General features: G+C 41.6%; 12 protein-coding genes. 7 read left to right on the top strand and 5 right to left on the bottom strand.

Translation table 11 applies throughout. The features are described 5' to 3' along the window. Positions 1-273: 273 nt before the first annotated feature. Positions 274-1,032, bottom strand: coding sequence for an outer membrane protein assembly factor BamD (locus tag KQP93_RS11760; RefSeq protein ID WP_054561898.1), 759 nt, complete (start codon positions 1,030-1,032; stop codon positions 274-276). A 129-nt stretch (positions 1,033-1,161) separates the two neighbouring features. Between KQP93_RS11760 and rluD the strand changes: the two genes are divergently transcribed. From rluD to clpB, 3 genes are all read left to right on the top strand, one after another. Continuing rightward, a complete protein-coding gene (gene rluD, locus KQP93_RS11755; protein WP_217874555.1) occupies positions 1,162-2,139 on the top strand; it encodes a 23S rRNA pseudouridine(1911/1915/1917) synthase RluD in 978 nt (325 codons plus the stop codon). Between the two features lie 5 nt (positions 2,140-2,144). Beyond that, positions 2,145-2,867: a peptidoglycan editing factor PgeF gene (gene pgeF, locus KQP93_RS11750; protein ID WP_217874554.1), complete on the top strand. Its 723-nt coding sequence runs from the start codon at positions 2,145-2,147 to the stop codon at positions 2,865-2,867. 98 nt (positions 2,868-2,965) lie between these two features. Further along, complete coding sequence (clpB, locus tag KQP93_RS11745) at positions 2,966-5,542, top strand: ATP-dependent chaperone ClpB (RefSeq protein WP_217874552.1); 2,577 nt, start codon at positions 2,966-2,968, stop codon at positions 5,540-5,542. A 59-nt stretch (positions 5,543-5,601) separates the two neighbouring features. Here the strand turns inward: clpB and KQP93_RS11740 are convergent, their stop codons facing one another. Beyond that, positions 5,602-7,149 (bottom strand): methyl-accepting chemotaxis protein, encoded by a 1,548-nt coding sequence (locus KQP93_RS11740; protein WP_217874550.1) that lies wholly within the window; start codon positions 7,147-7,149, stop codon positions 5,602-5,604. Positions 7,150-7,541: 392 nt separating this feature from the next. Here KQP93_RS11740 and gshA point away from each other — a divergent pair, with 392 nt between their 5' ends. Together gshA and KQP93_RS11730 are read left to right on the top strand one after the other, a co-directional pair. Next, the gene (gene gshA, locus KQP93_RS11735; protein WP_217874549.1) at positions 7,542-9,116 is read left to right on the top strand and encodes a glutamate--cysteine ligase; all 1,575 of its coding nucleotides are present in this window, start codon (positions 7,542-7,544) and stop codon (positions 9,114-9,116) included. 136 nt (positions 9,117-9,252) lie between these two features. Continuing rightward, complete coding sequence (locus tag KQP93_RS11730) at positions 9,253-9,861, top strand: transglycosylase SLT domain-containing protein (protein ID WP_054551741.1); 609 nt, start codon at positions 9,253-9,255, stop codon at positions 9,859-9,861. Positions 9,862-9,950: 89 nt separating this feature from the next. Here KQP93_RS11730 and queC read toward each other — a convergent pair whose 3' ends face one another. Continuing rightward, a complete protein-coding gene (gene queC, locus KQP93_RS11725; protein WP_217874547.1) occupies positions 9,951-10,607 on the bottom strand; it encodes a 7-cyano-7-deazaguanine synthase QueC in 657 nt (218 codons plus the stop codon). A 146-nt stretch (positions 10,608-10,753) separates the two neighbouring features. Here queC and queE point away from each other — a divergent pair, with 146 nt between their 5' ends. Further along, positions 10,754-11,419: a 7-carboxy-7-deazaguanine synthase QueE gene (queE, locus tag KQP93_RS11720; RefSeq protein WP_054564069.1), complete on the top strand. Its 666-nt coding sequence runs from the start codon at positions 10,754-10,756 to the stop codon at positions 11,417-11,419. A 177-nt stretch (positions 11,420-11,596) separates the two neighbouring features. On the opposite strand, the gene bcp is transcribed toward queE, so the two are convergent. Together bcp and KQP93_RS11710 are read right to left on the bottom strand one after the other, a co-directional pair. Further along, complete coding sequence (gene bcp / locus KQP93_RS11715; protein ID WP_055199277.1) at positions 11,597-12,076, bottom strand: thioredoxin-dependent thiol peroxidase; 480 nt, start codon at positions 12,074-12,076, stop codon at positions 11,597-11,599. Positions 12,077-12,086: 10 nt separating this feature from the next. Then, a complete protein-coding gene (locus tag KQP93_RS11710; RefSeq protein ID WP_054553746.1) occupies positions 12,087-12,620 on the bottom strand; it encodes a glycine cleavage system protein R in 534 nt (177 codons plus the stop codon). 367 nt (positions 12,621-12,987) lie between these two features. On the opposite strand from KQP93_RS11710, the gene bamC reads away from it, so the two are divergent. Continuing rightward, positions 12,988-14,049, top strand: a complete 1,062-nt coding sequence (bamC, locus tag KQP93_RS11705) for an outer membrane protein assembly factor BamC (protein WP_217874546.1) — start codon at positions 12,988-12,990, stop codon at positions 14,047-14,049. Positions 14,050-14,080 lie beyond the last annotated feature (31 nt).

Genomic DNA, 14,080 nt, shown 5'->3' with positions numbered 1-14,080 from the left:
AATATCAAGGCGTTACTTTGCAAGAATGGTGGTCCCTTTTAAGAAGTAACAACGATGAGAGTAAGTGCCTGTGAAACGCCCAGAGGGTTGGTTTAAAAGCGATTTATACTGCGTTATTGATTTTAACAATAGAACCACTATTACTTGCAATCAATGCCTTGCCTAAATCGCTTTTAATTCCAACTGAAACTCGCACCTTGAGGTGGTTTGGGTATATTCGATCGCAAACATTAAAAAAGGCGCCTAAGGCGCCTTTTTTGCTTTTGGTCTATTTTAACGCTTGTTAGCTTCTCGCGTTGCTTTAGCGTGTTCACTTAGCTCAGGTAAGCCAAGTTTGTTGTAGCTTTTTTCCATGATCTCTAGTGCTTGATCAAGATAGCTGCTTTGTGAGTAGTGCTCAACCACATATTTACCACGGTTTGCTGCAGCAAGGTATGCCTCACGCTCATAGTAGTATTCAGCAACTTTTAACTCGTAGCGTGCCATTTTGTTCAGTAACCATACTAAACGCTTTTTCGCTTCTGGTGCATACGCACTGTTAGGAAAACGTTTTAATAACGTTGATAAATCAGTAAAAGCGACACGAGTACGGTTTGCGTCTCTGTCGGCACGGTCTACACCAAAATATTCTTGGAATGCGTTTTCATCCGCTTTGATATTTACCAAGCCACGCATGTAATACATGTAGTCTAAATCTTTGTGGTTTGGGTTTAAACGAATGAAACGGTCGATAGTTGCAAGTGCTTGTTCAGTATTACCTGCTTGATAATGCGCAAACACTAAGTCCATTTGTACTTGTTTTGATAGAGGACCAAAAGGGTAGCGAGAATCAATAGCGCTTAATAGCTCAATTGCACGAGCATATAAGCCAGAATCTAATGTTTGTTTTGCATCTTCGTATAAAGCTTGCGCAGATTTATTAGGAACGCGTTGGATATCTTCTTGATCTGGTGCTGATGAACAGGCACCTAAGCCAAGTACAGATACTGAAAAAACTATGGCGAACGCACGTTTCCCTATTTTATTTATCATTTTATTTCTTACCTTCGATGTCTTCGGCTAGGCCAAGTGAGGAAAACCGAGTAAACTATACGTATTATATTAAAGCGATTCTAACCCAGTCGAGCACAGCTTGCACTGGTAAATTGGGTAAAGTTACTAATGTCAGAGCAAATTTCTCTCCAAGCCGAGGTTCCAATTGACCTTGGCGGTAAACGTCTAGACCAAGTATTAGCGCAATTGTTCCCTGATTATTCTCGTTCACGTATAAAAACGTGGATTTTGGATGATAAAATCACTGTAAACGGCGAAATATTAAACACACCGCGCGAAAAACTACTCGGTGGCGAAACGGTGAGTGTAGAAACAACCATCGAAGCCCCTCGTGAATACGAGGCACAAAATATCAAATTAAACATCGTTTATGAAGACGATGATATTTTGGTGATCAATAAACCTATGGGATTAGTTGTACATCCAGGTGCGGGTAATCCAGATGGCACAGTACTAAATGCTTTGCTACACCATTATCCTGATATCATTAATGTGCCTCGTGCGGGTATTGTGCATCGTCTAGATAAAGACACCACAGGTTTAATGGTGGTGGCGAAAACTATTCCGGCACAAACACATTTAGTCTCTGCATTACAAAAACGTGAAAACTTCACTCGTGAATACGAAGCAATTTGTAATGGCACCATGACTGCGGGTGGCATGGTTGAAAAACCAATTGGTCGTCATGCAACAAAACGTACTCACATGGCCGTGCATGAAATGGGCAAACCAGCGGTTACGCATTACCGTGTTGCAGAAAAATTCAGAGCACATACACGCTTACGTTTACGCCTAGAAACAGGTCGTACTCACCAAATTCGTGTACACATGGCTTATTTAAACCATCCATTAGTTGGCGATCAACTGTATGGTGGTCGTCCGCGTCCGCCAAAAGGCGCGACACCTGAACTGTTCCAAATACTACGCGACTTCAAACGCCAAGCGTTACATGCTGTTAAGCTATCAATTGCGCACCCAATCACAGGTGAGCTAATGACCTGGCAAGCGCCAATTCCAGATGATATGGCAGCAATGACAGAAGCATTACGCGCTGATACTAAAGCAAACCCAAATATTGAGCTTTAAGCGTTATGATCACACCAGCATGGACTGCCCCAAAAACTGTTAGTGCACTAAGTACCACCCGACAGGGCGGGGTTTCGGTTGCACCCTTTGATAGTTTCAATGTGGGTTTACATGTTGGTGATGATGAGCAAGCTGTGCTTGCAAATCGCGCCTTACTTACAAATCAGCTGCCAAACCCAGCTGTGTGGTTAAACCAAACACATAGCAGCGATGTAGTCGAGGTTGATGAACTGTCTGATTTAAGCGAAGTACGCTCTGCAGATGCACTTTACACCCGTCTAGTAAAGCAGCCACTTGCGATAATGACTGCAGACTGTTTACCTGTGTTACTTTGCTCGAGTTCAGGCGATGAAGTCGCTGCAGTTCATGGTGGCTGGCGCGGTTTAGCGCAAGGTATATTGGCAAGCACGGTTTCTCACTTTCAAGCGCCAGCAAGTGATATTATTGCTTGGTTAGGCCCAGCTATTGGGCCTTTGCAATTTGAAGTTGGGCAAGAAGTAAAAGAGTGCTTTTGCTCGCAAAACCCAGTGCATCAACAAGCCTTTACAGCCAAGCACGAAAAATACATGGCTGACATCTACTTAATAGCACGTCAGCAATTAGCACAATTAGGCGTGGTTAATATTTATGGTGGTGAGCATTGCACCGCCACTGACAAAACACAGTTTTTCTCTTATCGCCGCGACGGACAAACAGGTCGTATGGCTAGCTTGATCTGGCGCAATTAATACGCCTTTTTTGCGATTAAATTTTCTTCTTTTACTTGAACAAATCACTAAGCATACCCATTAATTAAGCAATTAGATTTTTTAATAGGTAAACCTTTATGCGTTTAGATAGATTTACAAGTAAATTTCAATCTGCGCTTTCAGATGCGCAGTCATTAGCACTTGGGCGCGATCATCAATTTATTGAGCCTGTGCATTTGATGTATTCATTGCTTCAGCAAAACGGTTCAAGCGTGCGTGCGCTACTTGCACAAGCAGGTGTCAGTGCTGATGAGTTAAACACCAAGTTATCCCAAGAAATCGAAAAACTGTTTAAAGTTGAAGGTATTGGTGGCGATGTTCAGCTGTCAAATAACCTGATTTCGTTAATTAACTTATGTGATAAATATGCTCAAAAGCGAAAAGACAAATTCATTTCGAGTGAGTTATTTGTCCTTGCAGCGTGTGATGATAAAGGCCCATTAGGCGACATTTTTAAAGCGTTGAATATTACTTCTAGCAAGATCGAATCTGCAATTGAAGCTATTCGTGGTGGCCAAAAAGTAGAAGACCCAAATGCTGAAGAAACTCGTCAGGCATTAAAAAAATTCACTATCGATTTAACAGAGCGTGCAGAGCAAGGCAAGCTTGATCCTGTTATTGGTCGTGATGACGAAATTCGTCGTACTATCCAAGTGTTACAACGCCGAACTAAAAATAATCCGGTGTTAATTGGTGAGCCGGGTGTAGGTAAAACAGCGATTGCTGAGGGCCTTGCACAACGTATTATCAATGGTGAAGTACCTGAAGGCTTAAAAAACAAGCGAGTATTATCGCTCGATTTAGGTGCTTTGGTTGCTGGCGCTAAATACCGTGGTGAATTTGAAGAGCGTTTAAAATCGGTATTGAATGAACTTGCCAAAGAAGAAGGCCAAGTCATCCTTTTTATTGATGAAATCCATACTATGGTAGGCGCAGGTAAATCAGATGGTGCAATGGATGCGGGCAATATGTTAAAGCCTGCACTTGCCCGTGGTGAGTTACATTGCGTGGGTGCTACAACCCTAGATGAGTACCGTCAATACATCGAAAAAGATGCGGCACTTGAACGTCGTTTCCAAAAGGTGTTTGTAGATGAACCATCGGTTGAAGACACCATTGCGATTTTACGTGGTTTAAAAGAGCGTTATGAGCTGCATCACTCAGTTGATATTACCGATCCGGCCATTGTTGCTGCGGCGCAGTTGTCGCACCGTTACATCAGCGATCGCCAATTACCAGATAAGGCGATTGATTTAATTGACGAAGCAGGTTCTTCAATTCGTTTGCAAATTGACTCAAAGCCAGAGTCTTTAGATAAACTAGAGCGTCGTATTATTCAGTTAAAACTGGAAGACAATGCGCTGGCGAAAGAAAAAGACGAAGCGAGTCAAAAGCGCCGCACCGAAATGCAAGAGCTGATCACTGAACTTGAAGTGCAATACCGCGAACTAGATGAAGTGTGGAATGCTGAGAAGGCTTCACTGCAAGGTACGCAAGTTATCAAAGCTGAGCTTGAGCAGGCACGTCTTGATTTAGACGTGGCACGCCGTGCCAGCGATTTACAGCGTATGTCTGAGCTGCAGTATGGCCGAATTCCTGAGCTTGAGCGCAAACTAGACCTTGCTTCACAAGCAGAAATGCAAGAAATGAGTTTGCTTAAAAACCAAGTGGGTGAAGACGAAATCGCAGAGATTTTATCGCGTTGGACAGGTATTCCGGTATCGAAAATGCTGCAAGGTGAACGTGAAAAGCTACTGCAAATGGAAGATCAATTACACCACAAAGTGATTGGTCAAGATGAAGCCGTTGTAGCTGTTGCGAATGCAATACGTCGTTCTCGCGCAGGACTTGCTGATCCAAATCGCCCAATCGGCTCATTCTTATTCTTAGGCCCGACAGGGGTGGGTAAAACTGAGCTGACTAAAGCACTCGCCAGCTTCATGTTTGACACTGAAGATGCCATGGTACGCATTGATATGTCGGAGTTTATGGAGAAACATTCGGTGGCACGTTTAGTTGGTGCACCTCCAGGTTATGTTGGCTATGAAGAGGGTGGCTATTTAACTGAAGCGGTACGCCGTCGTCCGTATTCCGTCATTTTATTGGATGAAGTCGAAAAAGCGCACCCTGATGTATTTAACATCTTACTGCAAGTTCTAGATGATGGCCGCTTAACGGATGGTCAGGGCCGTACCGTTGATTTTAAAAATACGGTGATCATCATGACCTCTAACTTGGGTTCAGATATTATCCAAGAGCAAGCAGGTTCAAATGACTATGCTGGATTAAAAGAAAAAGTGATGGGCGTATTAGTCAGTCAGTTCCGTCCTGAGTTTATTAACCGAATCGACGAAACTGTGGTATTCCATCCACTTGCTAATGAGCACATTAAGGAAATTGCTGACATTCAGTTAAGTAAGCTACGTGAGCGATTAACTGAAAAAGGCTACATTCTTGAAGTTACGGATGCAGCTTTAGACCGCATAGCAGAAAGTGGTTTTGATCCTGTGTATGGGGCAAGGCCTTTAAAACGTGCTATTCAACATACCATTGAAAACCCATTAGCACAGCGCCTGCTCGGTGGCGATTACCAACCAGGTGCCATCATCCATATTGATGCTGATGAGAATGGACTTGTTTTCTCGAGTCGTTAATTAGCCCTAAAAACAAAAGCCGCATCAATTATGATGCGGCTTTTTTGTATCAGTTAAGTTTAAACTTTAAAAGTTAACAGCATATCGTTAACTTTGCGTGAGCCTTCTACAAGCCCCGCTGCATCTTTAGCCACGTTGTAGCTAAGCTTTAAGTTCTCTTCGCTGTGTCCTTTAATGCTTTCTACATTTTCGCGTATATCGGTGCTAACAACTTGTTGTTCCTCAGCAGCCGTCGATATCTCAGTCGCAAGGCCTGATATTTCATCAATTTGTGCGAAGATGCTCGCAAGCTCAGTTTGAGTGTGAGCAGTCGTATCAACACAACTATCTGCTTGCGCTTTAGTTGATTGCATCACTTTAGACCAGCTAAATAACGTATCTTGGATCTCTTTAATTGAGCTATGAATTTGTGCTGTCGCATTTTGAGTACGTGAAGAAAGCGCGCGTACTTCATCTGCTACAACCGCAAAACCACGGCCATGCTCACCTGCACGTGCTGCTTCAATTGCTGCATTCAGCGCTAATAAGTTTGTTTGTTCAGCAATGCCTTCAATTTCACTCATTACTTGGCCTATTTTGTCGGCTTCACTAGCAAGAGAATTAGCGGTAGTGGCTGCTTGCTCTACTTGGTTAGCTAGATCAGACACCATGCTGCTATTATCTTCAATATGCAGTTTGATATCGTTACAGCTTTGGTAAGTGGTTTTAACCTTATCAGCAGTGTGATGAGTATTTGCTGAAATCTCGCCAATAGTTGCACTCATTTGTGTCATTGCCGTAGCAATATCACTTAAACGTTGACCTTGTGCAGCAATACCTTGCTCGGTTAGTGACGATTGTTTATCTAAGTTGGTAGCAATGTCTTTGAATGAGTAAGTAGAGTCTTTAACACGACCCAACACAGTTCTAAGCTTAGCGAACAGCATTTGCTGATTATAGGCAGCAATACTAAATGGGTGAGAGCCTGAATATACATAACGTGATACTGAATCAAACTCTGCACGTTGCTGCTTCAAATGGCTTGGCGTAACAACCAATTCGTCATAATTTAAAGCAAAAAGTAGTGCTACAAGGACACATGCGGCTAAAGCAACCATCCATGAGGCGGTCATTGCTAACCCAACAATACCTGCAAGCAATAAAATCGCAGACACTATTTGTCTAAGTGAAATATTCTCACGTAATGATGCGATTGATTTACCGTCATTAATTTTAGTGTACAGAGCCATCGCACGGGTTTTTAATTGTTCCGACGGTTTAGTACGTACTGACTGATAGCCAACTAGCTGACCATGCTCATATATTGGTGTAACGAACGCATCGACCCAATAGTAGCGACCATCTTTACAGCGATTTTTTACCATGCCACGCCAAGAGTGGCCCTCTTTAAGTTTTTCCCACATCTCTTTAAATGCCGCTTTAGGCATATCAGGGTGGCGTACAATATTATGATTTTTTCCGAGAAGCTCTTCTTCGGTGTAACCTGCTATAGTACAAAATTCCTTATTTACGTATGTGATTACACCGCGTAAATCTGTGGTAGAGACAAGCTCTTGATTATCTGAGTATGTCACTTCTTGATTGACGATTTCTTGCCCACGACGCATATGAGTCCTCGAAATATACTTTTTTATGGTGTGCGGATTATAGTCTCAGAAAAATGTAAGGGAAGGGGGAGCATATGGTTAACTGTGAAACTTTTAATAATTTCACCTTCCCTTTGATCTAAAACAATATCTTACCTAAATTATTATGTTTAGCCTCAGACTTTTATATTAGTTAAAAGGTCTAATATCCTCAAGGAAAAAGCCTAAATTGTATTTTTAACCGTTTTAGCAACAATGAAGTGCCACCAAAGCAATTGTATATTGTGACTCACAATGGCAAGATTGAGCTTCAAGTGTATGGGTAAATAATGAAACTGATATTTCTGACTTGAGTAATTGTTTTTTGCCCCCATACACTTAGGATTACAGCCACGCGGCTCGAGGAAGCATTTTTGATAAAACATGATTTAAATAAAACGCTAGAAGCGTTAACGGCACAATTTCCTAACGCAATTAATGGGATTCAACGTGGTATCGAGCGAGAAGCATTAAGGATTAAACCAAGTGGTGTTATCTCACAGCAAGGTCATCCACAAGGCGTGGGTAGCGCTTTAACGAATGATCATGTCACCACTGATTTTTCAGAATCACTTTTAGAATTTATCACTCCGGTTAGTTCATCTGCAGAGCAAACACTCGCGCAGCTAAAAGACTTGCAAAAGTTCACCTTATCGCAGATGGACGATGAGCTGTTATGGCCGATTAGTATGCCATGCTTCATTGAACATCAAGATGACATTGTACTCGCACAGTTTGGTGACTCAAACATTGGCCGCATGAAAACACTTTATCGTGAAGGCTTAAAGAACCGTTATGGCAGCATGATGCAGGCCATTGCAGGTGTGCATTTCAATATCTCTTTCCCTGAGAGCTTATGGCAAAGCCTGTATAGCTTAAACGGCAACCAAGGTACTCTCGCTGAGTCTATTTCGAATGGCTATTTAGGGCTTATTCGTAACTTTAAGCGTGAGCTTTGGTTAATAAGCTTTTTATTTGGTGCATCACCAGCATTATGTAGTTCATTCTTACAAGGGCGCGAAACTGATTTACCATTCAAAAAGCTAGGTAAAGGTACCCTTTATTTAGAAGTGGGCACAGCGCTGCGTTTGGGTAACCTTGGCTATACAAATAGTGCGCAATCGTCTTTACGTGTTATGTATAACTCACTAGAAGAATATGTAGCAGGCTTAAAAGAAGCAATTCATACGCCATCAGATATCTATGGTCATATTGATGATTACACGAGCGCGGAGCCAAAGCAGTTAAATAAAAATATTCTGCAAATCGAAAACGAGTTTTACTCGCCAATTCGTCCTAAGCGCAATGCAGCATCGGGCGAAACACCGACAGATGCATTACTCCGCGGCGGCATAGAATACATCGAAGTACGTGCGCTTGATGTTAACCCGTTTAGTGAAACGGGTATCGATTTACAGCAAATTCGTTTCTTAGACGTATTCTTAACTTATTGCTTATTGAATGACTCGCCAGAAATGGATTGGCAAGAGCAAAAATTAAGCACTACTAACCTTGACGCGGTTGTCAATGAAGGTCGAGACCAAGAGCTAATGCTCAACAAGCAGGGTGAGATGGTGCGTCTAACAGATTGGGCTGGGACAATTTTTACTCAGTTAGCAGCCGTTGCTCGTTACATGGATAATGCATATGGCGTGAGTTATTACAGCGAAACCATAGCTGAGCTTGCAACTTGGGTGAACAATCCAAGTAAAACGTTCTCTGGCAAATATGTTAGTGCGCTGGCAAAAGAGAACCAAGATAATGGTCATTTCGCTTTAGCACTTGCACAGCAGTACAAGCAAAGTCACCTTGATGCTGATTACCAATTTTATGATCAAGCATTTTTGGCAAAGCAAGCGACTGACTCTGTACTTAAAGAGCGTGAAGTTAAAGCGGCAGACAGTGTATCTTTCACTGCATTTTTAGATGACTATTTTGCTAAAGCTTAGTATTGTGAAGGCATAAAAAAACGCAGCCTAGGGAGGCTGCGTCAAAGATTCTTCAGGGATGAAACAATGCTATACTGCTGCATTCATAAGTTCAGACTGACCTGATGAGAAAAAGTTCAGCGAGATCCATAAAAAAATGAAAAAAAGTATAATTATTTTATCGCTGGCCGCATCTTTGGCTGGTTGTGCAACGGCTCCCCCTGAGCAACCTCATGATATATGTAAGATTTTTGAAGAAAAACCTGACTGGTATTACGATGCTCGTGATGCACAAGAAAAATGGGGTTCGCCAAAACATGTGTTAATGAGCATGATGTATCAAGAAAGCTCATTTCGTCATGATGCAGCGCCGCCAATGGAATATTTCTTGTGGGTTATTCCAATCGGCCGTGCCAGCTCAGCATATGGCTACTCTCAAGCGAAAACCCCAACATGGTCGGATTACATTCGCGAAACAGGTAACAGCGGTGCAGACAGAGATGATTTTGACGATGCTATCGACTTTATGGCTTGGTTCGTTTACAAAACTCATAAAGTAAATGGTATATCGAAATGGGACGCCTACGCGCAGTACCTAAATTACCACGAAGGGTGGGGCGGCTATAAGCGAGGTACTTATAAAAGTAAAAAATGGCTAATGAGCGTTGCTAATAAAGTTAAACATCGAGCAAGCCGTTATGGTGCACAACTCAAAAAGTGTGAAGCTGATTTAGACAAAAACTGGTTTGAACGTTTATTTAGTTAGTAAATTAACACAGTTTTTGGATGTTAAGCATTTTACTACACTGATTCATAAAAAAAGGCTATCAAAATTTTGATAGCCTTTTTTATGCTTTATTCGTATTCGAGAGGGTCTGTAACCTTATTTAATGCAAAGGCTTCTAAGCGCTCTTGGCAAGCACCACATTTACCACAGGCTTTGTCGCGGCCGTTGTAACAGGTCCATGTTTGGCTGTAATCAAGACCCATTTTTAAACCGTCTGTCAAAATGTCGATTTTGCTATTGTTTAAGTACGGGCTGAAAATTTCAACAGCGTCGTAATTGGCAATACGGCAAACATCATCCATTTTTTGTACGAACTCAGGGCGACAGTCTGGATAAATTGCATGATCGCCTGAATGGGCACCGTAATAAACTTTGCTAGCTTTTAAAGACACCGCATAGCCCACAGCAAGTGATAGTAAAATCATGTTGCGGTTAGGCACAATTGTGCTCTTCATGCTTTCTTCTTCGTAGTGACCTTCTGGTACTTCGATATCATCAGTTAGTGATGAGCCACCAATTAACTGGTTGATCGCTGAAATATCAACAATCTTGTGAGAAACACCTAACTTTTCACATACTTGAGCAGCTACTTTAAGCTCTTTAACATGACGCTGGCCGTAGTCGAACGACAGGGCATACACTTCGTGGCCTTGTTGCAGGGCTTTATTTAATACGGTAAACGAATCCATACCGCCGGAATAAATCACAACTACTTTTTGCGTCATATCTGTTTTGCTCTTACTTTTGATAGAGGTTTACTTCAGGGCGCGATATACTACACGGCTCGGGCCTAAATAACAATTTTTGCGCGTGTTTTTGGTTTTTTTGATGGTATGTATTTTATACCGTTGCGTCGTAAGTGAGATGTCTTTTGTACAAAATTAACGAAGTGTTTGAAACAATTCAAGGTGAAGCGAGTTTTACGGGTACACCTTCAATCTTTTTACGTTTACAAGGCTGCCCAGTGGGTTGTGCTTGGTGTGATACCAAACAAACATGGGATGTTGATAATGTATATAAAGTGTCACTTGATGACACTGTTGAGAAAAAAGCAGACTCAGATCATTGGGCTGAAGCAACAGCTGAGCAAGTGTTAGCGCTATTTATAGAGCGAGGCTACAACGCAAAGCATGTGGTGATCACAGGTGGTGAGCCTTGCATGTATGACCTAAATCCAGTGTGTGAATTATTACACGCAAATGGCTATTCGACTCAAATTGAAACCAGCGGTACATTTGAAATTTTAGTCCCAGAGCAGACATGGGTCACTGTATCACCAAAAATTAATATGCGTGGTGGCTATAAAGTATTACGCAGTGCTATGCAGCGCGCTGATGAAATTAAACACCCAGTGGCAATGCAAAAGCATGTGGAAGAACTCGAAGATTTATTCTTAAAAACAGGCGTGAATCCGCGTTTAGTGTACTTGCAACCAATTAGCCAAAAGACCTCAGCGACCAAACTTGCCATTGAAACTTGTATTGCAAAGAACTGGCGTTTATCGGTTCAAGTACATAAGTATTTAGGAATTAGCTAGGGTTTAGCCGTCAGCCGTCAGCCGTCAGCCGTCAGCCGTCAGCCGTCAGCCGTCAGCCGTCTGATCTGTGATCTGACCCCCGATAAAGTAGACACGGGGTTTAATATTTCCAGTTAAAACAAAAAAGCGTTGCACTATGGCAACGCTTTTTTACTATGTTCTCGTAACTCTTAACTATCAATTCTGCGCTAAATAATCCAACACTACCTGATGATGGTCTTTGGTTTTAAACTTATCAAACACATGTTTGATTTTACCGTCTTGGCCTACAAGGAAACTAATACGATGAATTCCTTCGTATTCTTTACCCATAAACTTCTTATAGCCCCAGATACCAAAGGCATCAGCAATTGCGTGATCTTCGTCAGCTAACAAATCAAAGTTAAGCTCTTTTTTGGTTTCAAAATTCTTTAAACGCTTGATTGGATCTGGGCTGATACCCACAACACGCGTATTTAATTTAGCAAGCTCAGCTTTTTCATCACGTAAGTTCTCTGCTTGTACAGTACAACCTGGTGTTGACGCTTTAGGGTAGAAATAAACCAGTACTTGCTGCTCTTTTAAAAGATCAGCTAGCACGATAGTTTCGTCATTCTGATTTTGTAAGCTAAAAGCAGGGGCTGTATCGCCTGCTTGTAATGGATTAATTGTTTTCATGCTTTGCTCCTTAGCGAATGCGTCTGAAAATATAATCTACGTTCAAACTACGAGAAAGATCTTCAAAGCTCACTTTAAAGTTATCAATATCGACTTCAACAGGAATATTAAACTCTAGTTCGCAGCGCATTTTAAGTTCGTCATCTTCATCGTAAGTGTCTGACTTAAGTGAACAAATACTGATGTTGTTATCAGCAAAAAAGCGTGTCACTTTACTTAATGTTCCTGGTGTATCAATACCTGTGTATTCGAGTGTGTAACCGGCACAAAATTCACATGCAACATGGCTTGCTGTGCGTTTCATCATGGTTAAAAGACCAAGTTCCATACCTTTAGTTGGCAATGTATGTTCAATACGGCTAATTGCCGACATATCACCTGCTAATAGCATGATAAAGGTAAATTCGTTGCCCAAAATAGCAATGCGACTGTCAATTATATTGCAATGGCAATCACTCACTAACTGAGTTAATTCGCTAACGATACCGGGTCTATCTTCGCCAATCGCAGTGAGCACTATCTGATGATTTGTAAAAGCAGTCATGGAATTTTAAATACCTAGTAAATAACAATACCAATGGATATAAGCTTAAATAAGCTTTGATTTCACGTGAGTTTAATACCGCACGGCGGCGAAGTTTAACATAATTTGCTCCGTTAACGATAGCGGCGATTAATTAAGCCGTGAATAAAGTGCGCTCTTTCTTGTTTTTAGGGGCATCAGAAAGTACCATAGTTAAAATTTTGCAAGGCGATAAGCAATCAAATACGTTACGCTAGCCCAATCTATTCGGGTTTTTTGCATAAAAACAATAAATGTAAAGTTAAAAGTGATTTTACAGTGAACCAAATCGGCATTACCCACTCATATATTTGTTAAAAAATTAAGGGTTTGCTAAGGAGAAATATCTGTGCAGTATTGGATCTCAAAGGCGCTTGCTGTAAGCGTAATGGTAAGTTTAACAGGGTGCGGTGTTTTTACCGATGAAGCGCACCACAAACGCAATTATCGTGCTAACGAAGCGGTGAAAGCTCCAGCAGGATTAGCGCAACCAGCTCAAGATCCAACTTATAAAATGGATGTTGCGCAATACGACAACAATCCTGAAGCTAAAAACTATCGTCCGCCAGCGCAAGTAGTTACCATTGCTCAAGGTACTTGGGTTGAAGAAGGCGACACAGAAGCGCGTGTCTATTTTGATAAAAACGATGGTATCGAAGATTTAGATGTATTTATCTGGGATTCTATCAAAGCCGTTCTAGCAGAAAAAAATACCGCCGCTTTAAAAGAAGACAAAGCCTCAAATTCAATTGAAACAGGTTGGTATGCCATTATTAAACCTGAAGAAGGTTGGTTCTGGGAAACTGAAACTGAAGTATCACAGCAGCGCTTTATCTTTACAATTGAAGAAAAGTCACATCAGCGTACAGCTTCGTTAACATCTAAGCTTGCTGATTATAAAAGCGACTCAGTACCGTTAACACCATTACTACAACAACAGCTTGAAGTGCGTGCATTAAACCAAGTGATTGCAGAGTTTGATTATCGTTACCGCCAACTTGAAGTTGATATGCGTAAACAACAAGGCATTATTTCATTAGAAATGGGCTTTGATAACAAAGGTAATGCGGCACTGGTTACAGAGCAAGATTACAACATGGTGTTTGATCGTTTCTCAGGTTTCTTAGAGCGCTTATCTTTCACTATCGTAGAGATTGACCAAGAGCGTGGTTTGATCACGGCTGATTACAAAAAGCCTGAGTCAAGCGTATGGGATTCAATTTGGGGCGAAGAGTTAGCTGAACTACCAATTGAAGATGGCCAATACCAAATTCTTGTTAGTCGTACTAATGATGGCGGCACAAGTTTAACTTGGATGGACTCTGAAGGTTCGACATTAGAGCCTGGTACAATGAATGACCTCCAGCAAGCATTAGAAAATGCACTGCGTCAGCGCGGTATCAATATTTAATAATTAAAAAAGTCAAAACCACCACAAAAAG

The sequence above is a fragment of the Pseudoalteromonas shioyasakiensis genome (assembly GCF_019134595.1).
GTDB lineage: Bacteria > Pseudomonadota > Gammaproteobacteria > Enterobacterales > Alteromonadaceae > Pseudoalteromonas > Pseudoalteromonas shioyasakiensis_A.
Note: the sequence above shows the minus strand (reverse complement) of the source record. Positions and strands in the feature narration are given on the sequence as shown.

What these genes read in the sequence shown, in the direction of transcription:
- KQP93_RS11760 (WP_054561898.1), bottom strand. Translation starts at nt 1,032, where the DNA reads ATGATAAATAAAATAGGGAAACGTGCGTTCGCCATAGTTTTTTCAGTA.
- rluD (WP_217874555.1), top strand. Translation starts at nt 1,162, where the DNA reads ATGTCAGAGCAAATTTCTCTCCAAGCCGAGGTTCCAATTGACCTTGGC.
- pgeF (WP_217874554.1), top strand. Translation starts at nt 2,145, where the DNA reads ATGATCACACCAGCATGGACTGCCCCAAAAACTGTTAGTGCACTAAGT.
- clpB (WP_217874552.1), top strand. Translation starts at nt 2,966, where the DNA reads ATGCGTTTAGATAGATTTACAAGTAAATTTCAATCTGCGCTTTCAGAT.
- KQP93_RS11740 (WP_217874550.1), bottom strand. Translation starts at nt 7,149, where the DNA reads ATGCGTCGTGGGCAAGAAATCGTCAATCAAGAAGTGACATACTCAGAT.
- KQP93_RS11730 (WP_054551741.1), top strand. Translation starts at nt 9,253, where the DNA reads ATGAAAAAAAGTATAATTATTTTATCGCTGGCCGCATCTTTGGCTGGT.
- queC (WP_217874547.1), bottom strand. Translation starts at nt 10,607, where the DNA reads ATGACGCAAAAAGTAGTTGTGATTTATTCCGGCGGTATGGATTCGTTT.
- bcp (WP_055199277.1), bottom strand. Translation starts at nt 12,076, where the DNA reads ATGAAAACAATTAATCCATTACAAGCAGGCGATACAGCCCCTGCTTTT.
- KQP93_RS11710 (WP_054553746.1), bottom strand. Translation starts at nt 12,620, where the DNA reads ATGACTGCTTTTACAAATCATCAGATAGTGCTCACTGCGATTGGCGAA.